22 protein-coding genes are annotated in these 25,196 nt (G+C 46.5%); 10 read left to right on the forward strand and 12 right to left on the reverse strand.

The window, feature by feature from the left end; translation table 11 throughout:
* Nucleotides 1-12: 12 nt before the first annotated feature.
* Nucleotides 13-396, reverse strand: a complete 384-nt coding sequence (locus L336_RS05630) for a LexA family protein (RefSeq protein WP_015641646.1) — start codon at nucleotides 394-396, stop codon at nucleotides 13-15.
* Entirely contained in the window at nucleotides 359-1,681 is a 1,323-nt protein-coding gene (locus tag L336_RS02520) for an O-antigen ligase family protein (RefSeq protein WP_015641647.1), read from the reverse strand. Before L336_RS02520 ends, L336_RS05630 begins: the two co-directional genes overlap by 38 nt.
* Nucleotides 1,682-1,721: 40 nt before the next feature.
* On the opposite strand from L336_RS02520, the gene L336_RS02525 reads away from it, so the two are divergent.
* The gene (locus L336_RS02525) at nucleotides 1,722-3,158 is read left to right on the forward strand and encodes a sugar transferase (RefSeq protein WP_015641648.1); all 1,437 of its coding nucleotides are present in this window, start codon (nucleotides 1,722-1,724) and stop codon (nucleotides 3,156-3,158) included.
* A gap of 9 nt (nucleotides 3,159-3,167) precedes the next feature.
* Here L336_RS02525 and L336_RS02530 read toward each other — a convergent pair whose 3' ends face one another.
* Both L336_RS02530 and L336_RS02540 read right to left on the reverse strand, forming a co-directional pair.
* Entirely contained in the window at nucleotides 3,168-3,512 is a 345-nt protein-coding gene (locus L336_RS02530; protein WP_015641649.1) for a hypothetical protein, read from the reverse strand.
* A 335-nt stretch (nucleotides 3,513-3,847) separates the two neighbouring features.
* On the reverse strand, nucleotides 3,848-7,252 hold the full coding sequence (locus tag L336_RS02540; RefSeq protein WP_015641651.1) for a GDSL-type esterase/lipase family protein: 3,405 nt from the start codon (nucleotides 7,250-7,252) through the stop codon (nucleotides 3,848-3,850).
* Nucleotides 7,253-7,323: 71 nt separating this feature from the next.
* Here L336_RS02540 and L336_RS02545 point away from each other — a divergent pair, with 71 nt between their 5' ends.
* Both L336_RS02545 and L336_RS02550 read left to right on the forward strand, forming a co-directional pair.
* The gene (locus L336_RS02545; RefSeq protein WP_015641652.1) at nucleotides 7,324-8,448 is read left to right on the forward strand and encodes a glycosyltransferase; all 1,125 of its coding nucleotides are present in this window, start codon (nucleotides 7,324-7,326) and stop codon (nucleotides 8,446-8,448) included.
* A gap of 7 nt (nucleotides 8,449-8,455) precedes the next feature.
* Nucleotides 8,456-9,007: an NUDIX domain-containing protein gene (locus tag L336_RS02550; protein ID WP_015641653.1), complete on the forward strand. Its 552-nt coding sequence runs from the start codon at nucleotides 8,456-8,458 to the stop codon at nucleotides 9,005-9,007.
* Here the strand turns inward: L336_RS02550 and glmS are convergent, their stop codons facing one another.
* Together glmS and L336_RS02560 are read right to left on the reverse strand one after the other, a co-directional pair.
* On the reverse strand, nucleotides 9,008-10,834 hold the full coding sequence (gene glmS / locus L336_RS02555; RefSeq protein WP_015641654.1) for a glutamine--fructose-6-phosphate transaminase (isomerizing): 1,827 nt from the start codon (nucleotides 10,832-10,834) through the stop codon (nucleotides 9,008-9,010).
* Between the two features lie 104 nt (nucleotides 10,835-10,938).
* Entirely contained in the window at nucleotides 10,939-11,970 is a 1,032-nt protein-coding gene (locus L336_RS02560; protein ID WP_015641655.1) for a mannose-1-phosphate guanylyltransferase, read from the reverse strand.
* Between the two features lie 105 nt (nucleotides 11,971-12,075).
* Between L336_RS02560 and L336_RS05825 the strand changes: the two genes are divergently transcribed.
* From L336_RS05825 to L336_RS05635, 3 genes are all read left to right on the forward strand, one after another.
* Entirely contained in the window at nucleotides 12,076-12,330 is a 255-nt protein-coding gene (locus tag L336_RS05825; RefSeq protein ID WP_015641656.1) for a hypothetical protein, read from the forward strand.
* An 89-nt stretch (nucleotides 12,331-12,419) separates the two neighbouring features.
* Nucleotides 12,420-12,962 (forward strand): hypothetical protein, encoded by a 543-nt coding sequence (locus L336_RS02565; protein ID WP_015641657.1) that lies wholly within the window; start codon nucleotides 12,420-12,422, stop codon nucleotides 12,960-12,962.
* A complete protein-coding gene (locus tag L336_RS05635; RefSeq protein WP_015641658.1) occupies nucleotides 12,959-14,215 on the forward strand; it encodes an FG-GAP repeat protein in 1,257 nt (418 codons plus the stop codon). Before L336_RS02565 ends, L336_RS05635 begins: the two co-directional genes overlap by 4 nt.
* Before the next feature lie 57 nt (nucleotides 14,216-14,272).
* Here L336_RS05635 and wecB read toward each other — a convergent pair whose 3' ends face one another.
* The 6 genes from wecB to L336_RS02600 all read right to left on the reverse strand — a co-directional run bounded on the left by wecB (nucleotide 14,273) and on the right by L336_RS02600 (nucleotide 21,067).
* Nucleotides 14,273-15,385, reverse strand: coding sequence for a non-hydrolyzing UDP-N-acetylglucosamine 2-epimerase (gene wecB, locus L336_RS02575; RefSeq protein WP_015641659.1), 1,113 nt, complete (start codon nucleotides 15,383-15,385; stop codon nucleotides 14,273-14,275).
* Nucleotides 15,386-15,388: 3 nt separating this feature from the next.
* Nucleotides 15,389-17,482, reverse strand: coding sequence for a methyltransferase domain-containing protein (locus tag L336_RS02580; protein WP_015641660.1), 2,094 nt, complete (start codon nucleotides 17,480-17,482; stop codon nucleotides 15,389-15,391).
* Nucleotides 17,466-17,720 carry a hypothetical protein gene (locus L336_RS02585; RefSeq protein WP_128817284.1) on the reverse strand — a complete coding sequence of 85 codons (255 nt, stop codon included), beginning with the start codon at nucleotides 17,718-17,720 and terminating at the stop codon, nucleotides 17,466-17,468. Before L336_RS02585 ends, L336_RS02580 begins: the two co-directional genes overlap by 17 nt.
* 74 nt (nucleotides 17,721-17,794) lie before the next feature.
* The gene (locus L336_RS02590; protein WP_015641662.1) at nucleotides 17,795-19,027 is read right to left on the reverse strand and encodes a glycosyltransferase family protein; all 1,233 of its coding nucleotides are present in this window, start codon (nucleotides 19,025-19,027) and stop codon (nucleotides 17,795-17,797) included.
* On the reverse strand, nucleotides 19,024-20,238 hold the full coding sequence (locus tag L336_RS05640; protein WP_015641663.1) for an ABC transporter ATP-binding protein: 1,215 nt from the start codon (nucleotides 20,236-20,238) through the stop codon (nucleotides 19,024-19,026). Before L336_RS05640 ends, L336_RS02590 begins: the two co-directional genes overlap by 4 nt.
* Before the next feature lies 1 nt (nucleotide 20,239).
* Nucleotides 20,240-21,067 carry an ABC transporter permease gene (locus tag L336_RS02600; RefSeq protein ID WP_128569611.1) on the reverse strand — a complete coding sequence of 276 codons (828 nt, stop codon included), beginning with the start codon at nucleotides 21,065-21,067 and terminating at the stop codon, nucleotides 20,240-20,242.
* 41 nt (nucleotides 21,068-21,108) lie between these two features.
* Here L336_RS02600 and L336_RS02605 point away from each other — a divergent pair, with 41 nt between their 5' ends.
* The 4 genes from L336_RS02605 (at nucleotide 21,109) to L336_RS02620 (ending at nucleotide 25,177) form a co-directional block, all read left to right on the forward strand.
* Complete coding sequence (locus L336_RS02605) at nucleotides 21,109-22,206, forward strand: glycosyltransferase family 4 protein (RefSeq protein WP_015641665.1); 1,098 nt, start codon at nucleotides 21,109-21,111, stop codon at nucleotides 22,204-22,206.
* An 81-nt stretch (nucleotides 22,207-22,287) separates the two neighbouring features.
* On the forward strand, nucleotides 22,288-23,352 hold the full coding sequence (locus L336_RS02610) for an ATP-grasp domain-containing protein (protein ID WP_015641666.1): 1,065 nt from the start codon (nucleotides 22,288-22,290) through the stop codon (nucleotides 23,350-23,352).
* The gene (locus L336_RS02615; RefSeq protein ID WP_015641667.1) at nucleotides 23,345-24,211 is read left to right on the forward strand and encodes a succinate--CoA ligase subunit alpha; all 867 of its coding nucleotides are present in this window, start codon (nucleotides 23,345-23,347) and stop codon (nucleotides 24,209-24,211) included. The genes L336_RS02610 and L336_RS02615 overlap by 8 nt, the downstream gene beginning before the upstream one ends.
* Nucleotides 24,212-24,226: 15 nt before the next feature.
* Complete coding sequence (locus tag L336_RS02620; RefSeq protein ID WP_015641668.1) at nucleotides 24,227-25,177, forward strand: glycosyltransferase family 2 protein; 951 nt, start codon at nucleotides 24,227-24,229, stop codon at nucleotides 25,175-25,177.
* Nucleotides 25,178-25,196 lie beyond the last annotated feature (19 nt).

Consider the following 25,196-nt stretch of genomic DNA (forward strand, 5'->3'; position numbering starts at 1 on the left):
ACTGCTTTTGTTTTAAGCGAGTTTATCCTCGGGAATATCATACCCAAGAATCTTGAGTGACTCGAGTAGCGTAGCGATCTCTTTTGCAGACTGCTCGTTGCCCTGACCGCGTAATGCTTCGATTTTCGTGCGTATTTCCTGCTCAGCGGTCTTTGGATGATTTTGTGCAACATGAGTACCGATACTACTAACGACTTCAAGTGTACGAGCACTGCTATCTTTTTTTATTAACCAACCACGTGCGATAAGTCCATCAATATGCGTTGCCACAGTGCTCACTGATTTGTAGTCGAGCGCTCGCATAATTTCTCGATAGCTCGGACCATACCCGTTACCTTTTATGAATCCGTCGATAAAACTAAGCAGTTCGCGTTGCTTTTTTGTTGGTCGTTCCATGTGTTTCTCCTTTTGCTAGTACCACCGCTGCCATACCCCACCAAATGATCGATACCGTATCGTCTACCCATACGGGCAACAATAATCCAACCACGCTCAGTCCGATGCCGCTGCCAAAAAGAGTGAGCGCCAGCCAGTCTGCCCTCCGTGCCCATAGACGCCGCAGTGTAACAATCATTATGGAGATAAAGAGACCAAGTCCCAGCCAACCGACTTCGTGAGCGACGAATAAATAGTGGTTTTCGATAATCAATGGCTCACCGCCCATCAACGATGCCGATCCCGTGCTGCCTACTCCGCTACCAAGTGGTTGCGCTAGCATGCGATTAAGTCCATCACCCAGCGAGGCAGCATGCGCGGTATTTGAATCAACTGCGGCACCCGTTGTTGGGCTGTCATGCAAAATCACTGTCCTAAAAAATGAGCTGTCTTTCAATAGTAGACTCCCTACGACTAAGAGTGCGGTGACTACTGCTAGAACAGACCATTTTTTGGCATCAAGATGTTTGCCATAGCGAGCGCCCACCACTGTGAGTATCCCCACCGCAGCACCGATCCAGGCACTTCTCGAGTAACTTACCCAGAGCGCTATGATGCTACCAACTGCCAAAAATGCATGCAGCCACCGCATACGTTGATCACGCACCGTCCGACCATATTTCATACCGAATGCGACCACCCCCACAAGTACAATCAAGGCATAGGCACCGAGCGGGTTGGGGCCCCTCAGGGTACTATTGAAGCGCACGAAATCAGGATTTTTATCGACCGTTATATATGGCTCGATCGTGGCCGAGCTATAGCCAAGATACTTGAGGGCATCGTGCGGTAATACGAGTTGGAGGCAAGTAAACCCTAGTACGACCAAGGCACCTGCTATGCCAATGGTTATAAACTGCTGCTTATACCGCGGATAGAGTGTGAGAAAGACATAGACAAGGCAAAAATAAAGGAGATATCTGAGATCGATGGAGAGTCCTGCCACAAGCGACTGCCAGGTGACTGGTTTCAGTAAGGCAACACCACCATGAAGTACAGCAAATGCCAGCATGAGCCGTATCAAGTTGTCCTTTAGCAGTGTCCGCCACTGGCCTCGCTGTGTCACCGCGACAGCGAGTAGCACGAGAGCAATTATCATCAGTAGTTCTTTCCACGCCTTGATACCAAGTGCCAATGACGGCCAATGACTGCCGACAGCTACAATAAGTGGCGCATGCAAAACGATGAGTCCAAAAATAATCAGGAGGAGCCAAGACGGTAGATATTCGAGCAGCACGCGCTTCATTATCCTATTGTACCGAAAAATGGTATACTATCGCTACATTATGCCATCAAAAAACACCAAATTGTATAGCCTCATCCTCATCGCTGCCGATCTCGCTGTCCTGGCGATCGTTTTCTTCATTGCGTATTATGTTCGCACACAGATAGATCATCGCGACTTGCTCCATACCGTTTATTGGCGTGATTACGTTGTGGGATTCGCTTGTATTGCACCGATTTGGGTACTTACCTACGCCTCGATGGGCCTCTATAGCGCCAATATCTACAATCGCCGACTCGTTGAATGGGGTAGGGTGCTGCTTGGCACATTGATGGGAATCCTTCTCGTTATCGGATGGGAATACGCAACACGCATGTACATATTTCCTGCGCGTCTCGTGGCTCTCTATGTCTTTGTCGGCTCGGTACTCTCTGTCATCGTGATTCGCGAGCTATTGCGCATCATTCGTAGCCTCCTCTATCGCTACGGCAAGGGAATTAGCCGAGTGCTCATCGTCGGCAACTCCAGCGCAACAAAAGATATTGCCGAAGCATTGTCTTCTACCCAGAAGTCCGGCTATCGAATTGTTGCACTAGCTGGTCCGAAACACTGTGTTCCCGTCGGCCTCGATATCAAGCATTTCTCATCTACCGATAGCGCGCTCAAGCAAATCCACACCCTCGGCATTACGACAATCATCCAGACCGACCTTTACGATAGTGAGGAACGCAATCAACGCATCCTTGGTGCTGCCCAGATCAACCACATTCAGTACAATTTCATTCCGGGTGAGGCTGAGTTTTATACCGGTAAAAATACGGTTGATGTCTTTCTCGGCTATCCCATGATCACAGTGAGCCAAACGCCACTTGTAGGATGGGGCGCCATCGCAAAGCGCATCTTTGATCTCCTCGCTTCACTAGTTATGTTGATAATTATCCTGCCTATCCTCGCGGTGCTGTCGCTCTTACAGATACTATTCAACCCCGGCCCGGTATTCTATATCAGCAAGCGTCTTAGCCAATTTAGTAAACCTATTTTGCTACTCAAGTTTCGCACCATGCGACCCGAGTACGGCAAAAAGGATGCAAGTCTCGAGTTCGAAGATATGGGACGACACGACCTCGCCGAGGAATATCGAAAAAATCGCAAAGTGAAGGACGATCCGCGCGTCACTCCATTTGGACGGTTCCTTCGTAGTACCTCGCTCGATGAGCTACCTCAGATATTTAATGTCATCCGAGGTGATCTTAGCCTCGTCGGGCCTCGCCCTATCTTGCCACAGGAGGTGAAGTTTAGTTCGAGCCGCGCCGCGCTCCTCCATAGTGTCAAAAGTGGCGTTACGGGTCTGTGGCAAGTCAGCGGGCGGAGCGAACTAAGCTTCGATGAGCGCATCGAGCTTGAACTTTACTACGCCCAGAACTGGAGCTTCTGGCTCGATCTCCGTATCCTGTTCAAGACTATCGGTGTGGTGCTACGCAAAACCGGAGCACGATAGGTAATAGAGCTAGCCAAAAAACCAAGCGTTTACGTATGATAGGAGCCCGATTCCCATACACACCAGCAGGCAAAATATATATAGGACTCTTTTTGTCACATGTTTTGCCATCAGTGCAAAATATATCATAGCGATTCCAAATACGATACTAGTTAGTAATATCGACTGAAACCAGGCATGAAGCGTCTTTTCATCGCTTTCAATACGACCGACTTTTAACTCGGCGACAATCATCACAATGCTCAACAAAACAACTGGTACATATCCAAATTTCAAGAGAGCTGGTTTTAACCGATTGCTATTATTATTTCTACCCACACCCCACTCCTCCTGGAATATCTTTCCATTTTCCATTAGTACTAGTTGTCTTGTTAGCTATATAGCTTAGGCTTCTCGTTTGTTAAAAAGTAATACGAATGCTCATAGAGATGAGAGTATAGATGAACAGTCCTAGCGCTACAAGTAAACTTATTGTTGTCAGTACGATTGCTCTTTTCTTTACCAATAGGAAAATACTGGTAATACCGCTTACAAATAGTACCACAAGGGTAAAGTTGTTTAAATGGCTCTGATCGACCCCAGATCGTGCACCCATATAATCGTTGACAAAAAATACAACTATTGAAACTAATAGGCTTATCATTGCTATAGCATTAACTTGTGTTATCGATGAAGCTTTATTTTTTTCCTTACCCACACCCCACTCCTCCTGGAATATCTTTCCATTTTAGTAATTGTAGCTGTCTGGTGGACTGAGTGGCAAGTTTTATTTGGGTGATAGTATCGGGTTTGTAAGTAATACAGATGCTGGAGCTAGGGTTGTCTTTGGTATGTTTTTTAGCGGAGATATAGGGGATAGGAATGTTCATACTATCTTGTACTATAGCAAGTTTACTAACTACGGGGCTATAGCCAACATCTTTACTCGTAGCTAATAGGTTCCATGCTTGGATGGGCTGGATGGCTTTGTCCGGCGTATTAGCTGGGGTGCCGGTAGGAGAATAGTCAGTGATACCCAGTTGGGCTTCAGCGGCGTAGAAGTTGCGGAAAAGGTAGATGCGGGTGGGGTCTTCACCCTTCAAGGCATCGCCGTTACGCGCCTGATAGAGTAGCTGGGCATTATCGGGCTGACCGTCGTGATCGGCGTCAGCAGTGGCGGGTTCAGAGCGGCAGTGGTTGGCGCTGCCCGTCAGACTTTGGGCAGTGAGCGTAAGGGTACGGACTTCACCCGGCAGGACTTTGCTGAGTGAAGTAGGTTTGTACTCTACGCAGCCGTAGTCGCCAGCACGAAGATAGATACTAGGGATGATGGGACTAGCTGATGCAGTAGTGGCCACCGGATCATAGTTACTGATGGTGAAATTAGCATACGGTGCAGTATCTGGGATGCTCTTAGGAGCAGCGAGACTGTACGTCCTGCCACTACTCGCACCAACGATAGCCCAACCGTCACCATCAGGATCATTGTCACCGCTCACACCAGTAAGTGTAGTGGCGTTGACTCTACGTTCGAGATAGAGATAGTTGTCTTTTTCGGGAGCACCAGCGTAGATTCGTGCAGGATCGCCGAGACGGACGCGGTACGGAGCTTCAGGCACGTTTACCTCTGGGTCACAAGCGTCGTCTATGCCATCGTGGTCGGCATCGATATTGAGCGGTGTGATATAGGCACACTTATCTACAGAGTCGTCGATACCATCCTCGTCGATGTCATTCGGGTTGGGTCCACGCACCTCGACAGTTTGGTACAATTCGAGCGGCTTACCATCTGCTCCAATACCCCTCATGACGAGCGTGTGGTAGCCGGCCGGGACTGATGATGGGATGGTGATTTGAGCTGATGCGGTGCCATCGGACGCAGCAGTAACCTGCCCAAGTGAAGTCGGGTCAGAGTAGAGGGTGATATCGACTTTTGTTTCAGATGCAAATTTGTATTTTCCTGAATTTACGTTTAGAGTTTCTGTCATTTTGACTAATGTACCGTTCGTGAGTGTATAGTAATGGATTTCTGTATCATCCGGAGGCACTCCCTCAGTAAAGTACGGCGGCACGACAGCGTCAGCAGCAGTGATGGAGCTATCTGGGCAAATTTTCACCGATGCATCACTACACGTCTGGTAGTCGAGGAGACTCTGTCCGCCCACTGCATCCCAGACTGCATTTGCTATATCGACATGTCCGAAATGATTTGGGTGAAAGCCTTCTTGCTGTTCATTGCCATTTGCGCCAAAAATATTAGTTATTGCGGTTACATGTTGAGAGTCCACGTCGCAAAGTCGGTGGTTGCCAAACGCATTTTCTATATTAATATATTTTACTCCGGCTTTTTTGGCAGCTTGTTCGATGATGTTATTCATGTAGATGATAGAGTTGTTGATGAATTCACGTTCAGAAGAGTCAAGGTTGAAGGTATTTGTGCATTTTGCATAAGGGTTACCGTTGATAAAGATTGGGTAGCCCAACACATATACCTTGGCTTTGTTAACAGAAGCTGCACTCAGCTCAGAGTAAAGGCTACTCAGGTTTTCAAATTGTCCAATGAGTTCGTTCTTCATCTTTTCGCGCCATTGCGTAGTTGCGTAATCACAGGTTTCTATCTTTCTTACACATATATTTATTTTTCCTCCGAAATCCACATCATTTCCACCCATAGTCAGCGTGATCACCTTTGGCTGATACTTCTTCACAAATTCAATTTGTTTTTGCCTACCAGGTATAAATTCATTGAGGGCTTGTGCTTTGAGCGCTCCATAGTCATAGCCTTTGAGCCTACCACCCTGCCCTATATAGTCATCTACTCCCTGTTCTTTGACATCCCAGGCCGTCGCACCAGAGCAAGCGATCGACTGCCATTTTGTAGGAAGCGTGTTGTAGGGACTACCTAGCTCCATACCCGTTGCAAGCATATAGGGGTACGACCTCGTGCTTATATGACACTTTTCAACCGGCCGATTTAGTATTAGATCGCCTCCTACAACGCTATAGCCGTTGTCATCAGTGTGGTTTCGGTAGTATTTTAGATTACCATTTGGCTGTAGCTCTGTATCTCCCTCGCCGCTACTATACGAATCACCGAGCGCCAGATAATCAAGGCGGTCGTCGACATGTCCTGGAGCGTAGAGAGTGACCGTACGCTGCACTGAAGCCCCGCCGTGATAGCCAAATTGCAGTTCACTACCCGTTTCATCAAAATGGAAGTCATCAGTCCGAGGATACCAGGCATCAGGACCTTGAATGAGGCCATAATCCGATTGCGAATAGAGTTTGTACGGACAGGTGTCGTAGCCGTTCATCGGCCCTTGCGGTTCGGTCGGACCCAAACAACTATCGGTGATATGCCAAAACTTCAAGTCCGTAGAACCGCCCGCGACCACCGTACTCCCATCATCACTGACACCCAATGCAGCAACTGGATAACCACTATATATGGAGGAATAGGGCGAAGCACCAAAGACTCTGTTTTCTTTTGTCTCCATGTCGTAGCGGATAAGTTTGCCTGGAACACCATACGAATCACCGGCATTATAGACGACATAGCGGCCATTACGGGAAATGCCGTAGCGCGTGATCCCCTGTTGTACCCCAGCTGCGGGGAAATCTCGCTCAGCAAGATTGAGCGAGTAGATACGATGTGTATCCCATGATGGATGTGAATCGAGATGTGCCAGGATATTGTAGACGATATACAATTCACTGTTGATATCCATAACCACACGTGTCGTACCTGGTATGAGACTCATGTGGCCGTAAAATTGAAGTGCAACAAACGTCCCGCTCGTCGGTGTCGCTATGTAGTAACGCCCCGAGGAAATGCTATGAGCAATCTGTACACCATCACCCGCTGTCACGCAGGCCTCTATCTGCTTTAGTTCATCAGTATCGTATTCTTTATAGTCAATTGTCGTATCATTACAATCAACGACACGCTCTTGCTGGCTAGCGGGGCGCTCGACAGCTGAAGCGACGGTGAATTTGCCTTGGGCCCAATCTATTTCCGCAGCATATACCGACATCGAGAACACTGCCACAAGCAAAAATACAGCCATCACTCCCGCAAATGCTTTTAGTCTCCCAGTAGGTATCTGTCTGAACATCACTATGCACCTATACTACCCCTCGTGTTTATCTCATACAAGTATGCGGTCATAGAAGGTATACTGGATATATGAAGCAACCTCCAAAAATCGCTATCGTCTGCGAGTTTCTCAGTGTCATGGGAGGCGCCGAAAATGTCGTGCTCGCTATGCACAAGCTTTTTCCCGACGCACCGATCTACACCGCACTGTATGATGCGTCGCGAGTACCGGCCTTTCAAGACGCAGATGTGCGAACGACGTGGCTACAAAAATTACCGCGATTTCTACGAAAGGCCTATCGCCTCTTTCCGACGCTCGCAGCAAATGCCTTTCGCCGTCTCGACCTCAGCGACTACGATATCATTCTGACCAGCTCCTATCTCAATGCAAATCAGGTTCAAAAAGCTCGTCCCGATCAAAAAATTATTTCCTATTGCCACACACCTGCCCGCTACTACTGGAGTCACTACGAATTGTATAGAAAGAACCCCGCCTACGGACCGCTCAGCCCCTTCATCAAGCTCCTTATGCCGCTCATGGTTCCTCGTCAGCGCCGACGAGATTACGAAGCCGCGCAGCGCGTTGATGTATTTATCGCCAATTCAACCGAGACACAGCGCCGCATCAAAAAATATTACGGCCGACCTTCAACTGTCATTTACCCGCCAGTCGAGACTAAGCGTTTTAGTCCCGCGCGCACCCGTGGTGATTACTATGTAACCATGGGTCGCCAGCTGCCAAACAAGCGCTTTGATCTCGCCGTGAGCGCTTGTACTACATTAGGTGTTCCGCTCAAAGTTTACGGTAATGGCCCAATGCACGACGAGCTCGTCGCATTAGCGGGACCAACTGTATCGTTTTACACTGATCGCTTTGGTGATGCCTCAGATGCTGCACTCGAAGAAGCGATCAATCATGCAAAGGGATTTATTTTCCCCTCTGATGAGGACTTTGGTATCGTCACTGTCGAAGCGCTTGCGGCAGGTGCGCCCGTCATCGGCTATCGTAATGGCGGGACACTCGATATCGTCACCGACGGCGAAACAGGTGTGTTGTTTGATAACCAGACCGTAGAGGACGTCGTCAGCGCCATCAAACGCGCCGACACTATTCACTGGTTCCCAAGCAAACTAAGCCGCACAGCGACACGGTTTGACGCAGGACTCTTCGCGACAAAACTGCGCAAAATTGTACTCGATAACTATAAAGGATAAGGAGTCTATGAACGAAATACCATCGAAAACACCGACAAGCTCGCGAGTTGTGTACCAAAACCCCTGGATCACCATCCACGAAGACCAAACTATTACACCAGATGGTCAGACCGGCATCTATGGCTATATGCGGTCGCGCGACTCGGTGATGGTGACGGTACTTGACGAAGACAACCGTGTATTTCTACTAAGAGCCTTTCGCTACCCATCGAACTCTTGGGGGTGGGAGCTACCGGGCGGGGGTGGTGATGGTGAGCAGTTACTTGATGCATCAAAGCGCGAGCTCGAGGAAGAAACAGGTATTCGTGCCGACTCATGGGAGTTGCTCGGAACCGATTATGTCTGCAACGGCCTGATGACCGAACGTATGGCAACCTACCTTGCTCGCGGTCACCGAACTGACGGCGAACGTGAGATATCTGATGAAACCTTTGCCGGCGAGCGTTTTTTTACCCTAGACGAAGTTGACGAATTGATTTTGAATGGAGGAATTAACGATTGTCAGACAATGACTGGTCTCCATCATCTTAAGGTCTGGCTCAAACACCAGACGGCATAACTACTCAACCGTAACACTTTTGGCAAGATTTCGCGGCTGGTCGACATCATTTCCCTTGGCAACTGCCATATAGTAGGCCAGGAGTTGCGAGACAACATTGAATACAAGGGGAGTGAGGAGTGTCAACTTGGTTGACAGCCTAATGACAGTTTCAGCCGCCACCCGCCGATCAGTGTCAGTGATAGCAATCACATGCGCGCCGCGCGCATTCATCTCGATCAGGTTGCTCTGCGTCTTTTCGTAGAGCCAGTTATCCTGGAGATAACACACTTCAAAGAACCGGTCATCGATCAGCGCGATCGGACCGTGCTTCAGTTCGCCCGCGGCATACCCCTCGGCATGAATATAACTGACTTCCTTGAGCTTGAGTGCACCCTCAAGAGCGATGGGGAAGAGTGCATCACGACCAACATAGAGGGCATGTTCATAGCTAGCATACTTTTTTGCCACTTTTTTTACGTCACCAACTGACTTCTCTATCACTTTCTCAATTTCACTTGGTAGCTGGTCAAGCTCCGTGATGTACTGACTCAACTCTTTAGGATTCACCCCCTTTGCCGAAGCCATCATCAGCGCGAATATGACGATCGCTGCCACCTGTGAGGTAAAGGCCTTGGTACTGGCAACACTTATCTCTGCGCCGACATGCACATAGACGCCGCCATCGACTTCGCGCGCGATGGTACTCCCGACAACATTGACGACACCGAGGCATTTTACTCCGCGTCGCTTCAATTCTTGTAGACAGGCGAGTGTGTCAGCAGTCTCACCACTTTGACTGACGATCAGCGCAATCGTATTATCTGGAACCGTAAACGATCGATAGCGAAGTTCGCTAGCGATATAGGAGTTTATCGTCACACCGTCCAAAAACTGCTCGGCGATATACCCCGCCATCAAACCAGCGTAGTAGGCGGTTCCACAGCCTATCACCATGACATTTTTTACCGCACGCAGCTCTTCATTTGTCATATTGATGCCGCCTAGTTTCGCGGTCATCGTATCAGTATGAACCCGTCCGCTTAGCGTTGAACGGAGGCTCTCTGGCTGTTCATAGATTTCTTTGAGTAGGAAATGCTTATAGCCTTTCTTTTGGATTGCCTCAAGGTCAAGCTCGAGCGTTTCGATCTGTGACTCGACGGCATGTGCCTCGCTATCATACAGTTGTACACCGTCACGGGTGCACAGTCCGATCTCGCCATCATGGAGATAAATTACTCTGTCAGTATGCCCAAGTAGTGCGCTAGCATCACTCGCCACAAACACCTCGCCCTCACCGACACCCACAATGAGCGGGCTGCCTTTGCGGGCAACGACTAGTTCGTCTGGATTTTTATCACTCACTACACCAATACCATACGCCCCTACTACTAGCTGGAGCGCTCCGCTCACCGCCTCAAGTAAATCATGGTTTTTTTGATACAGGGAGTCAATGAGCGCCGTCAGCACTTCGCTGTCAGTATCACTCTTGAAGTCATAGCCACGTTTTGACAATGTGTTCTTCAATTCCAAATAGTTCTCGATAATCCCATTATGAACCAGATAGAGGTCTCCGGCATTATGCGGGTGGGCATTTCGCTTGCTCGGTGCACCGTGAGTTGCCCAGCGAGTATGACCGATACCGACACTATCCCTTGTCCTGTGTTCACGTACTTTTGCCTCAAGCTCGACAACTTTACCCTTTGCTCTCAGGAGCGTTGGCTTACCGGTCACATCAAGCGTCACAATTCCCGCGCTGTCATACCCACGATACTCGAGCCGTTTGAGTCCATTAAGGAGTAGCTGCTGAACTGGCTTTTTGCCGATATATCCTACGATTCCGCACATGTCATTTGTCCTTTCACGGGTAGTGAGTGTACCGTCTTATGCTTTACGTATGATAGCGCAAAATTAATAGAATTACTATAAATGTAGGAATTACAACAAATTGATCAACTAGTCTGTATCTGTTTAGCTACATCACCAACGCTGCGTGACTGGCTTTTGTCCACCACGACAATCCCCTCATCGGTCACCACGGCTGCAACATTATTAAGCCCGATCACTGCCACGGGGATGGACGTCATATTGGCGATATAGCTGTTATTCACATTGAAAACCCGAGCCATCCCTCGGATAGTATTTTCATCCGCATCATGTGCCGAAACTGCATAGAGGTCCTGGTAATTCCCTATGTCGATCCAGTCAAAGGTGCAGGCGACAACATGTGCGCCTTTCATTTTTTCGGAGAGCACATGGTCCAAGATTGCGCCCTCTTGGTGTGTATATACCTCCTCGATTTCCCCTTCATCCGCCTCTACGATCGCTTGATACTCAGCATAACTCTCGGGACTCTCGCGTTTTATTTCACCCATGATGTACTGCACCGTCGACACAAAGTAGCCAGCGTTCCATAGATATTGTCCCGACTCAAACCAGCCATTAGCCGTTTCTTGGTCGGGCTGATATTTCCAGGATTCGATCGCGTAGACATTGCTGCCATGCTGGTTTCCGCCTTTTTTGATATATCCGAGTTGATTTGATGGATAAGTGGGGATGATACCAAATTGGACTAGTTTTGCACCGCCTTGTACCGCAGCCTCCGCTTCCTTGACGGTACGTTCAAACGTCTCTGTATCACGGATAAGATGGTCGGACCAAAGGATAAATACTGGTTCGTCATCAGAGTAGCCATCCCGCAACAGTCGACGAATTCCTAGATAGAGCGCATTCGCCACACCTTTTCGCGCTGGCTCTACCACGATATTATCTGCGATTTCGGGCAGTTGGCGCTTTGTTTCTTCGGCAATTGGTGCACTCGTCACAACATAGGTGGCCTGCGAAAACTCTCTGACGCGTTCATACGTTTTTCGGAGCAGCGACTTCCCTGTTGCATCGATGGACAGAAATTGCTTTGGTTTATCAGGGGTACTGAGCGGCCAAAGACGCGTCCCTGATCCGCCGGCGATAATAATAGTGATCATATATCTATTATAGTAGACGATGTAGAAGTTGCCCCCTATTTATTACTCCTATTTCGACATATACTAGTAGGATAATACAATCTATCTGGGTGGTAGGAGGCAACAATGAAAAGTCATGAACAACTACTCGCTCAAGCAAGTGATCCGACCCGGGACCATGACTGTCCCTATTTGGAGCACCTACGCTCCCTAACAGAACGAACCCAGGGAATGGGCTCGAGAGGCATAGAATTATATCGATTAACCAGCCTCGTTTCACATCTGGAGACCCTGCACCAAGGTGGCAACTGTCCCCCTACCCACATCGATAAATATCCGACAAGCGAGTGGGAAGACTGGCTCGAGCGCAGCGCCGTCTAGATAGCAGGGAATTTCATCGCCCACCCTATGCATTTGGAGTGTTTCGTGTTACTATAAACATAGGCAATATTTAAAATAAATACCCCTGTATGAGAATTCAAAATCGCAATCAAACACGACCCATCCTTGTCTTTTCAGCCATCGTTGGCATTGTGCTTTTTACATTGCTCGGTGCGTCGTACTATTTTAAGAAATGGCCATTCTCTCCTGCCTCGAGTAGTACTTCCCAGACTAATTCCACTATCAACTACACCAAGCCAACAGAGCAGCAGATGACAGCAGGCACACAGGCAAAAGAACAAGCCGCCGCAAACAGCAGCCAGCAGAATACAGACAAAAAGGATACTCCTCTGGGGGTTACCCTCACAACCGTCCAGCCCGGCACGGTTGTCTATATTAGAGCAATGATCGACAAAGTAACTACCTCTGCAACCTGCCACCTCGCAATGGTAGGCCCAGGTCAAAAGACCTACTCTGCCGAAGCCCCTACACAAGCGCTTGCTGGTACGTCGACCTGCCGAGGATTTAACATTCCAATGACCTCGTTGGCACCAGGGATATGGAAGATTACTGTCTCAGTGACAGACGACGGGACGCTCAGCGGTTCTGCGACCACGGAGAAAGAATTATGATGAAAAAAGGTCTCTACCTAAGTGCTTTTTTGCTTATAGTGTGCGTCTTTGCTCACGCTCCTTCTGTCAATGCAGCGACGTTTGACCCAGGGAGAATCATCGATGACGCCGTGTTTACCAACTACACATCGATGAACGTTGCGAATATTCAGTCTTTCCTGAATAGCAAAGTCCCGTCATGCGACACAAATGGTACGCAACCAGCAAGCGACTTCGGAAGACCAGACCTTACTCACGCTCAATACGCAGCGCTCAAAGGCTGGCAGGCGCCGCCATATACCTGTCTACGTGATTATACCGAAAATGGTAAATCTGCCGCTCAAGTAATCTATGATGTCTCGCAACAATACCACATCAACCCCCAGGTATTCATTGTATTGTTGCAAAAAGAAACTGGCCTCGTCACTGATACATGGCCGCTTGCATGGCAGTACCGAACCGCTACTGGCTATGGCTGCCCCGATAGTACACCAGGGGTGTGTGACTCTACTTATAATGGATACACTAACCAGGTGAGTTGGGCGGGGAGATTATTTCGTTCGGTCGTCGATCAAAGCCCTTCCTGGTATTCACCGTATGTAATGGGGCCCAACTACGTTCAGTGGAGTCCAAATGCATCGTGTGGTGGAACAATCGTCAACGTGCAAAACTGGTCTACTGCCGCTCTATATGACTATACTCCTTACCAACCAAACGCAGCCGCCCTTGCTGCTGGCTATGGAAAGGGTGACTCTTGCAGCGCTTATGGCAATAGGAATTTCTTCCTCTACTTCACTGAGTGGTTCGGTGACACAACCCTTCCAGACCGCCCTCTCATCACTAACTACAATAGCAACCTCTGTACCTACCTAAAAGCAACTCGAGAGCCGCACATATCATACTGTACGCCAGTTCAATCTGGCGACTTCAACGGTGATGGCTATGCTGATCTTGCGGTTACATCAACCTACCCCGATGGACAATCATTCAATCTTTGGCTGTTTCCCGGTTCGGCAACAGGCTTAGGTGATCCAGTATTCCAGCAACATTTTAGTAGTTCTCAGTACTGGATGATAAACAACTTGAAGATCACAGCTACAAATATCAATGGCGACGCCTATACCGACCTTACTATGTTTGCTGCTAATGCCTACGACGGTATTACGGTAGTACAAATCAATGGGGACGCTAGTGGACTGAAGTCAGCTCCCGTGATGAACACCGTGAGAAACCTCCAGCCAAATCTTGGGTGGAGGTGGTCGAATATCCGTTAATTACTTTTTGTTATATCCCAAAAAACGACCGGTATAAGTAGAATCATGTCGTACTTGCTAGCTTCTTCTTAGTATACCGGCAATACGCTTACAGCAGTGACCGTCACCATAGGGGTTCACTGCTTTTGCCATTCTGTCATATAATCCCTCGGTATTATCGAGAAGCCTCTTGGCATAATAGAGTATTTTTGCGGTATCGGTGCCTACCAGACATGCCGTTCCCGCCTCTACTCCCTCTGGTCGCTCAGTAACCTCTCTCAATACAAGTACCGGTTTACCAAGCGAGGGAGCCTCCTCCTGGATACCACCCGAATCGGTCAAGACGATATAGCTCCTATTCATCATCCACACAAGCTCAGGGTAGTCAAACGGCTCAAAGAGATGGATATTCTCAACACCCTTTAGCTTTGTATTTACGACTGACCGGACATTTGGATTAAGGTGCACGGGAAATATGATTTCGACGTCAGTCCGGGCGGCGAGCTGCTTAATCACACTGCAGATATTTTCCATTCCCTCACCAAAGTTCTCACGACGGTGAGCAGTTACGAGTATTATTTTTTTATTTATAAAATCAATATCCTTAAATCTATCTTCAATAGACTTGTCGCTCTCGACACGCTCGGTAGCAGCAATGATTGCATCGGTCACCGTGTTTCCTACTTTGAAAATATTATCTTCTGGGACTCTCTCGTAGAGTAATGCCTGCTGCGCATTAGTAGTAGGAGCAAAATGATATTTTGCGAGCTTTGAGATAAGTAGCCTGTTGGCTTCCTCGGGAAAAGGAGCATATATGTCACCGGTGCGCAAACCTGCTTCAACGTGAGCGATATCAATTTGATGATAGAAGCCCCCGAGCGCTCCAACCAATGCAGTCGTAGTATCACCCTGAACGATTATCACATTGGGCATAAAGTCATTGATGACATGATCGACTTTTGCCAGTATTGACCCTGTGACATCAAACAGGTTCTGTCCCGATTTCATAACGTTTAATTCATAATCAGGTGTGATATTAAAAAACTCCAATACTTGATCAAGCATCTCTCTGTGTTGGCCTGTCGAGCATACTTTAACTTCAAACTCGGGTGATTTTTTCATTTCGATAACAAGTGGGGCTAGTTTTATAGCTTCAGGACGTGTGCCAAATATAATCAGAACTTTTTTCATAGACTACCTCGCTTTCTTATAGTGGCGCATGATCAACTTATCTATTGATTTTGCTCTCGCAACCCACGTATTATTATTTGCCTGTGTGTATAGTGTATTCCGCATCTCGGTGCTTTTACGAAGTTTTATTGCCTTTTGAACATTTTCGATAAACTTTTCACCACTCCGAGATAGTAAGACACCCTCATAGCCTTGACACTCCCTTAAATCCTTTGTGCACACCGTCGGTAACCCCATCGCCATGTACTCAAAAAGTTTAACGGGTGAGGTTGATTTGGCTATTTCGCCTTCTACAAATGGGATAATCGCGGCATCGAAAAAGGAAGAATAATTGGGTAATTCGGCATACTGTTTTGGACCCAAATAATGAACGTTGTCGCGAATTGTAAGATATTGTAACCCACCATTATAGTCAACACCTATAAATACAAATTCTACTTCTGATAACTCGAGGGTCATTTTATTTATGAGAGCGTAGTCTAGCCATGGAGCCACCGCACCATAGTATCCAACAATACTCTTACCCGAATCAACTATCTCCTTTAAATCATTAGGGACAGGAGCCTTTCCCGACTTTGTATGGTCAAAATGTGTAGAATCAACTGCATTTTCGTTAAGCAGAAGCTTGTCTGTAGGAAACCTCTCTTCTAGCTGTCCGTAAAGCTTTTTTGCAGAGGCAAGAAGGAAGGACGGATGTAGTTCCTCTAGTCTATCAAATACCTCGCGCTGGAGCGTAAGATCGCCACTAATGGTCTCGTCGAGTTCATCAATGTACTCATATATCAAATTGAATCCCTTATTAACTATACTTTGCAACTTAGCAAACGACTTTGGATAGCCTGCTGGAAAGAGATAAAAGAGATTGACCTTATCTCGTACTGGCGAGAGGGCATCGATACACCAGTCACCGCCAACAAGTATTAGCTCGGGTGAAATGATTCTGTAACCCTCTAGCTCTGGATCCTGATAGATGACTAGGTAACCCAATTTCGAAAGATTCTCTGCAAGGTGGTGGGGCCGCTGCCTCATAATGTTATCCCATGGCATACCACAGTAAACAATGACTGCCTTATGTTCAGTGGCCTTCATTCTTAGAGTCTTAGCAAATCTCACTATCTCTAGCCGATCTTTCAGTTTGCCTACATATTGCGGCGTGTGCTTCACGGCACGGACGGATCGATAAAGACTTTTGGCAACATAGCGTTGAGGGCTCCCCTTTGGCATCACTTTTCCGACAGTATTAGCTAGTTTGTTTGCCACCCGTTGTCGTTTCGAGTTCGTTATCCGCCATAACTCATCGAGCTGCTCTTTTTGAGTACTGTTCTCGCGCTGCAGTCTCTCAATTTCCCCGTCTTGAGCAATTTTTTTCGTGATTACTGATTCAATAGCCCCCTGAAGCTCATGGAGGTAGTTCATTGAATAACTAGCGACTCCTTGTACGGCCTGCTCGGCGCTTGGGATCTCTTCGGTTTGTCTTGCGAAGATAACTAGTATTTGACTTCCAGCCCAGTACGTTGGCTGTCTCCTTGATACGTCGACTGCGGCAATATGAACAACTCTCCACTCGTCACTACGATGGTTAAAGAAGTCATCTGTAAAGAAACTGGCGAAGTGTTCTGGGATTCTTTTGTCTACAGGCTCCCGATACGGCACCTGTACAACAAAATATTTTGAAGCGTACTGTGATATTTTCGCAAATGTTGCCCATGGATCCTCGAAATGCTCAAAAATGTTTGAGGCATATATCACATCAAACTGTTTAGAATATTTCTCTGTAATTAAATCGACCGCATCAAATTTAATTTTTGGATATTTTTTTGCAGCTGACTTGATAGCGTTATCTGAAAAATCAATACCATAGATCTTGCTATTAGGGAGAAAAGAGCGAACCACCTCAGTACCGTCACCCTCCGCACACCCCCAGTCACATACTGATAGATTGCCGTTATTGACATGATCTACGAACCACTTGGGCAGGAGTTCCCGTGTGATATCTGCGAAAAAGATACTCTGCTTATCACCCTGCTCATCGTCCCAGTTTCCAGTGAAACGTTTATCCCAATACTTCTCGCTGTTAACGCTATTTTGATCGATCATGTGCGTTACCTCCAATTGTTGCCTCAAGTTCTTGTATTCTCTTTTCAAGCTCCTGTAGTCGTAGTTTATTGTCAGCAAGTGCGACTCCAACTGACCTGATTACTTTATCGACATGGTATTCTGTCACATTACTTTTACGTTCAAGCAGTTTATTATACCTCTCAATATCACCATAATACTGGGATATGAAAGAATGAATATCGTCTGTTCCCGCTAATCTTGCGACTACGTACTTCATGCCTTTTTTGACACGTCGCGGAGTTATTTTCGAAATAGACCGGAGAGAGCTCCTCGCAATTTTTTTTATCTCACTCATCTCCTTCTATTATCACCCATCTCTATCGCCATAGCAAGTAGGTGATGGATTGAATAGTACTCTTTTCCAGAAGGATCGAAGCGCTCCATTCGTTGAGGTCCGTCGGGAAATGCACGATATTCATCGTGTAATATATCAACGAGTTGCTGATGTTGCTTATCTCTATCAACAGACACATGATAATCTGCTGGCTCCTCGGAGAATGCTGCATACTCAGAGACGACAGTCTTACAACCGGCCGCATTGGCTTTCGTTAGTGGCCCCGAAGATTCACCACACGACGGAAATCGGAGTGACATAAAAAGCGATGTTTCGGCTATCATTCTATCCATATCACCATTAGATACATACCCATACAGTATTATGGCATTACTTGATGACTTATCTTTGACGTAAGCAGCAATATCATAGTCTGGATTACTTTTCCCAACAATACGTAGCTCTACTTTTTTCTTACCGCTACTATTAAGGCCTTGGTAAAACTCATCAAACGCATCTATTATTTCTGTGATTTGTTTTGAGGGGTTCATCCAACCAAATACACCCACCGAGAACTTACTCTTTTTTGTAGTCGAGATTGCCCCGCGAGAAATCATTTCAGGTGCATGACTAATTACCATATACTGCGGCTCATTCTTCCGACGTGATATGTAAGTAGCGCTTCTCTCACTACAGTATTTTGCAAGCGCATACTGTGAATGGAAAGCGATGATATCGCTCTGTTCATACACATGTGTAGCAGCGAGTGTTGAGTAGGGGAATATATTATCTGATCTACCTTCCCTATTCTGTTTCACGATCCATTCCACATCAGACCCAAAATCATACGCAGCAAAATATTTTAGGTCGTCCGGTATATAGCCATACTGGCGCAATGTACACATCGCCTCGATATTCATCCACATGGCAGGCTCATGAACTACACTCACTGCAAGTCCGTTGTTTGCGAGGTGATGATGTAGTGACCTATGGATGTAGCGATGATACTCGTTATTGGCCAGGAAATAGATTGTTATGTCATCTGCCGTGCGTTTCACCTGCCGATAGTCGATCACTTGATATCCTCGATACTCATTCACCCCTTGATCGAATAAGTCACTATCAATTACTAGTATTATCGAGGTCTTGGAGGGGCTTTTCTCCAGAAGATTCAGGACAAGATCAATATAATGTGCCGTACCCGTCTGAAGCGGCTCAATGGGAGTATAAAAATAAATACTGCCCATCATTCAAGCACGCGTGAGTTGTTTTCAGTAGAGACAGATATTATTCCTTCATTGATTACCGAATAACCCATCACGCCTTTCCGCGTGGATATGAACTGCGTACAATCAATCCAACAATCGAGATAGCTATCCCTTGCCGGTGAATACAGACTTATGTCAAAAAGGTATTCTCCGTCATTCAAAATGTTAGGAAAAGTGATCGTAACTATCGATTTGTTCCGCTTACGGCCCAATTCTGTTGTTGACATATGTTCTTTTCCGCCAAAAAGTTTTTGTCCATTGCTGTTTTTTACCGCATAACCAAGTATGATATCTTCTTCTATGATTTTCTCGGTGGTGACAATAGTAGCAGTTACCTCGATATATGACTTACTCTCGCCCTGATCGTTCAAAACTCTTGAGCTCACTTTATCGAGATAGGCAGTTCTATCCCCCCACCTCGATAGAGCGATCTCGCTATGCAACAGGGGGTTAAAAAGGTCGGTATAAGCTCTCGTAACTGTCTCAACATCTCCACTTTCAACTATTTTTCCCTCTTCGATAAGAATCGCTCTATCACAGTACTCACTTACCGACGCCATATCATGCGTAACAAGTATAACTGTCTTACCTGTATTCTTTAGTGTCTTAAAGTAAGTAAAACACTTCTTTTGAAAGTCAGCATCACCCACGGCCAACACTTCGTCTACTACTAAGATATCCGCCTGTGCCATTGTTGCGCAGGCGAAGGCGAGTCGAACTTGCATGCCGCTACTGTAATTCTTTAGTTTCTGCTCCATGAAGTTTCCGAGCTCAGCAAATTCTACTATCTTTTGATAATTCTCATCTATTTCGTGCCGCGAGAAACCGAGAATCGCACCGTTAAGGTAAACGTTTTCTCTCCCGCTAAGTTCGGGATTAAACCCAACCCCTAACTCAATAAATGAGACTAGCTTACCGTCTATATTGACCGATCCCTTTGTTGGCTGGTAGATACCAGATATTATTTTCAGCAGTGTGCTCTTACCACTTCCGTTTCTCCCGACGATTCCGAAAAATTCACCCTTCTTGACCGTGAAATCAACTCCAAGCAAGACACGATATATGTTATTCCCGCGTCGTTTCTTTATATTTGTGGTTACTACTCTCTTGAGAGAGTTCGTATCTTCTACTGGGAGGACAAACTCTTTTGTCACCCCTCTTACTGTTATAGCGGCCTCGACACGTGCACTCATGTTATACGTTCTCCGCAAAAAAAGCTGACTTCTTTATATAATAACGATACCCTAACACCAGTGTAGCAACAGAAACGAGAGCGGGTACTATCGTTAAGAGTAGAGGGTAGGATGTATTAAATGCAGTAATCACATGGTCATGTGGCACTAAAGCGTATCGTGCCCCTTGAATTGACTGGGTAACCGGACTTGCTAACATTATCGTAGCGATACTCGCCGGTACATACTGATATAACGGGTAAAGAATGGGGGTGAAATAAAATGCTGCTTGCATAATTACATCCCAGATATGATTAATATCTCTATACTTCACATATATTGCACTGAGAAAAAAACCAATTCCCATGGCAAATGCCGCCATCTCAAGCATAAATAGGAAAAAAGTTGGAAGATACCAAGTGAGTGGCACGCCAAGAAATATCATAAAGACAGCCACAATTGATAAATTAATGATCACGTTGATCATTGCCGAAAGAGTTGATGATACAATAATGACCGTTTTGGGGAAATTAACCTTGCGAATCAAGTCTCCTTTTGCGACCACGGCACCTATACTACTGCTTGTAATCTCTGCAAACATATTCCACAGTATGATGCCGAGAAGTAAGTAAAGACCATAATATGGTATATCTCCCTTTACTCGCATAAAGTTTACGAGAATGATATACAGGATACAAAACATTGCAAGTGGTTTGAGAACGCTCCACAAATAACCAAGTACTGATCCTTGATATCGAAGCTTGAAGTCGGTTTTCACAAACTCCTTGAGAATTATCATGGAGTAGTTTGCCTTCTTCATTTTTGCTCTATCGTCTTTTATTTTTACCACACTCCCATAATACCATTGATCTCTAGTGATATAATCAGCCTATGAGAAATAAGGATCGTCTTCGGCTGCGCATATGTGACTCGTCGCCCTACGATAACCAACGTTCCGGTGTGGGTAATTACTCACATTTACTAAGGCAAGCCTTCGAGGGTTCAAGTAAGGTAGTCCTCTCGCCACCCCGTATTTTCATATCAAAGAAAATATCGGGCTACTTGTACCGACTAATGGAAAAGCTGTACAGTCATGGATTTCCCGTTCCCTATGATATTCTCCTTCCACAGGCTGACCTTACCCTTTTTACAAACTTCTCGACATGGCCAACCCTACGCACCAACTCTGTGATGACCGTTGTACACGACCTTACCTACATCAACTACCCAGAGGTTGTCGAGAGAAAGAATCTTGCTCACTTGAGGAGAGTTGTTCCTCGCAGCATCACTAGAGCGGACACTATCATCACGGTCTCAGAATCAATGAAAAAAGAGATATGTAATGTGTTCGCGATACGTGATGACAAGGTAATAGTGACGAGGATTCCACCTTCACCGGAATTTTCTATAAAATCTAATAAGGACGTTCATAGTATTTATCGCATTCCAGCCGGGAAATATTTTCTCTTTGTTAGCAACTTAGAACCTAGAAAGAACCTTAAGGTGCTTATCAAAGCGTATCGTTTACTCCCCGTCTCTATCCGAAACACATACTCACTTGTTATTGCGGGTGGCAAGGGATGGAAATTTGAAGAAACACAAGCGCTGATCGACGAGCCGCTTGACGTGGGTACGGTTTGTCAGGTAGGATTTGTTGATCAATCCGATCTTCCAGCTCTTTTTCAGAAAGCGTCGCTATTCGTTATGCCATCATTATATGAGGGATTTGGCATGCCCATCGTTGAAGCTCTTGCAAGCGGCTGCAAGGTTGTTGCATCCGATATACCTGTTTTTCACGAATCGGGCGGAGGAGCTATCCACTATGCTAATCCACACGATGAAAGCGACTTTGCGTCTAAAATTATTCACGCCATCAAAACACCCCTTGACAATAACGCGGTACGCAAGCATTTGGCCACACTCACTTGGGATAGTAATGTTGAAACTATCCTTGATGGATATAGAGCAACCGAAGATCTCAAGAATTAACCCATAGTCAATGATTCAAGATGATTAATCTGTACTCATAGTGGCACATGAAAGAAATTTTATTTTATACTAATAGAATAAATGTTGTTACTAGAGTATGAGGCTAAGGAGATTATCAATAGAGAAGGGGTTGCCACTCCCTCGTCCTACAGAATCTTCTCTCATGACACATCTCCTACTACTGTTTCTTTTCCTTGTGTCATAAAATCACAGGTTCCTACTGGCGGCAGAGGAGAAGCCGGTGGAATATGGGTTGCTGAGAGTAAAAAACAGCTTCTCGGCATAACTCAGGCATTATTTTCGCTCTCTATAGGGGGTTACACACCTTCAAGCCTTTTGATCGAGGAACAGTTAGAGATTGAGCGAGAATTATACCTTTCACTGTCGCTCAATCGCTTAACAGCCTCAATTGAACTAGTTGCGCACGCTCATGGTGGCGTCGAAATCGAATCACGAGATGATTTTTTTACCGCTCAGCTGGACGAACGCGAGTTCAGTAAGGTTGGTGAATCCCTGGCGGAGATATACTCTCTAGAGAATAAAGCTTTTTTGCTCTCCGAACTTGTGGCGATTCTTTATCAAGTATTTTGTAAACAGGACGCCATTCTTCTTGAGATAAACCCTCTTGTTCTTACTTCATCTGGTGACCTTGTGACGGCAGATTGTAAAATGATCGTTGATGACGATGCCGCGTTTCGTCACCCCGATTGGTCGTTTGAGGAAATGAGCAAACCAAGCAACTATGTGGTATTAAACGAATATGGTACCGTCGCAACAATGGCAAATGGAGCAGGTCTTGCAATGGCGACTGTTGACACGGTTCAGGCCTCAGGGTTGGTGCCAGCAAATTTTTTGGATATTGGCGGTGCCGCAACTATTGAAAGTATTGCTAATTGCTTTGAAAAAATTGTGGAACTACCAAAGATTTCAGCGATCGTTATCAATATTTTCGGCGGAATCGTCCGCTGCGACGATGTGGCAAGAGCTATCATTGCGGCTCGGCAGCAAATACCATCTTTACCAAAGCTGTATATTCGACTCGCGGGTACAAATGCCAATGAAGCCGAATTAATTCTTGGCGAGAGCGGAATTACCTTGTATAAAACCATCGAAGAAGCTATTAAGGAGCTATCTCAAAATGGATAAATCAGTCTTTTTAGGAAAACGAGTAGTGGTACAGGGGATAACCGGCAGGCAGGGCAGATTTCATACTCAACGAATGCTTGAGTATGGAAGTTCGATTATCGCCGGTACTTCTCTATCAAAAGCTGGTACACGTGTGTGCGGCATACCGGTCTTTGCGTCGCTTGACGATATCAAGCAGCAGTTCTCGATTTCGATCGATATCTCTGTTATATTTGTGCCCGCACCCACAGCAAAAGCCGCCGTTATGGAGGCAATTAGAGCACAGGTCCCACTTATCGTCTGTATTACCGAACATATTCCTGTTCACGATATGTTGTATATACGGCAACAACTTGCCCATTCACAGTCGGTACTGATCGGCCCCAATAGTCCCGGGGTTCTGATGCCGGATAAGCAACTACTTGGTATTATCCCTGGTAGTTTTTCTACCGTGGGGACGACCGCAGTCGTAAGTCGAAGCGGTACCTTGACATATGAGGTGATGAGCCTGCTTACAGGGGCTGGTTTTGGCCAAAAATATATTATTGGCATCGGTGGTGACATGATTCAGGGCAGCTCTTTCGTGGACTGTCTCGAGCTATTTGAACATGATGATGGTGTTGAACGAATACTACTCATCGGTGAGGTCGGTGGAACTGCCGAGATAGCCGCGGCTGATTATATTGCGTCATCAATGAGTAAACCAGTGTATGCCTATATAGCGGGGCAATGCGCTCCCCCGGGCGTACAACTTGGCCACGCTGGAGCCATCCTGGGTACTAATGCGCTCGAGAGCGCTCAGGCAAAGACCACGTACCTGGGCCGCTCAGGTGCGGTCACTGCCTCTAATCTTTCCCAGCTTATATCGATGATGAAATAGCGTATACTAACATATATGAAGAAGTTGATTACAATACTTGTGCCTGCCTACAACGAGGAAGAGGTGTTACCCCTCCTCATGAAGCGGCTCGATAGCTTGACTGGCCAGTTGCCCAACTATAGTTGGGAGTTGTTATTCATCAACGACGGTAGTAAAGACAAGACCGACGAAATGCTGCGCTCCTATGCAGAAAGTGATAGCCGCATCTCGTACGTTAATTTTTCACGAAACTTTGGCAAAGAAGCCGCGCTAATCGCTGGCTTTGACTACGCAAAAGGTGATGCTGTCGTCAATATCGATGCCGATCTACAAGACCCGCCGGAGCTTATTCCAGAGATGATTCGCTATTGGGAAGAAGGCTACGATGACGTCTACGCAAAACGTCGCAGTCGCGCCGGTGAGACGTGGTTCAAGAAATTCTCGAGCCGCACCTACTACCGCATTCTCCAATCATCAACGCTGGTGCCACTCCAGGTTGATACGGGCGATTTCCGGCTCCTTAGTAAACGAGCCGTAGAGGCGATGAAGCAGTTTAGAGAGAGTGAGCGCTACACAAAAGGGATGTTTAGTTGGATTGGTTTTAAGAAAAAAGAACTCTTATATGATCGTGATCCTCGGGCAGCGGGAATGGCAAAGCAAAATTATCGCAAGTTAATCAATCTCGCCATCGATGGCATCACCAGCCTCACCACTGCGCCGCTGCGCATCTCGACATATGTCGGTGCTTTCACCTCATTTGTGGCGTTTGTGTATATTGTTTACCTACTTGTTCGTCCGTTGTTTGGAGTCCCGACCGTGCCAGGCTACGCCTCAACTTTGGCAGTGATATTGTTTCTCGGCGGTATTCAACTCCTCAGTCTCGGCATCATCGGCGAATATGTAGGACGAATATTTAACGAAACGAAGCGCCGCCCGCTGTATTTCGTCGAGACCTATCACGAAGGAGCGCATCATACTAAAAAATAAGCGCCAAGTTGGTCGCTTC

It is taken from the genome of Candidatus Saccharimonas aalborgensis (assembly GCF_000392435.1).
Classification (GTDB): domain Bacteria; phylum Patescibacteriota; class Saccharimonadia; order Saccharimonadales; family Saccharimonadaceae; genus Saccharimonas; species Saccharimonas aalborgensis.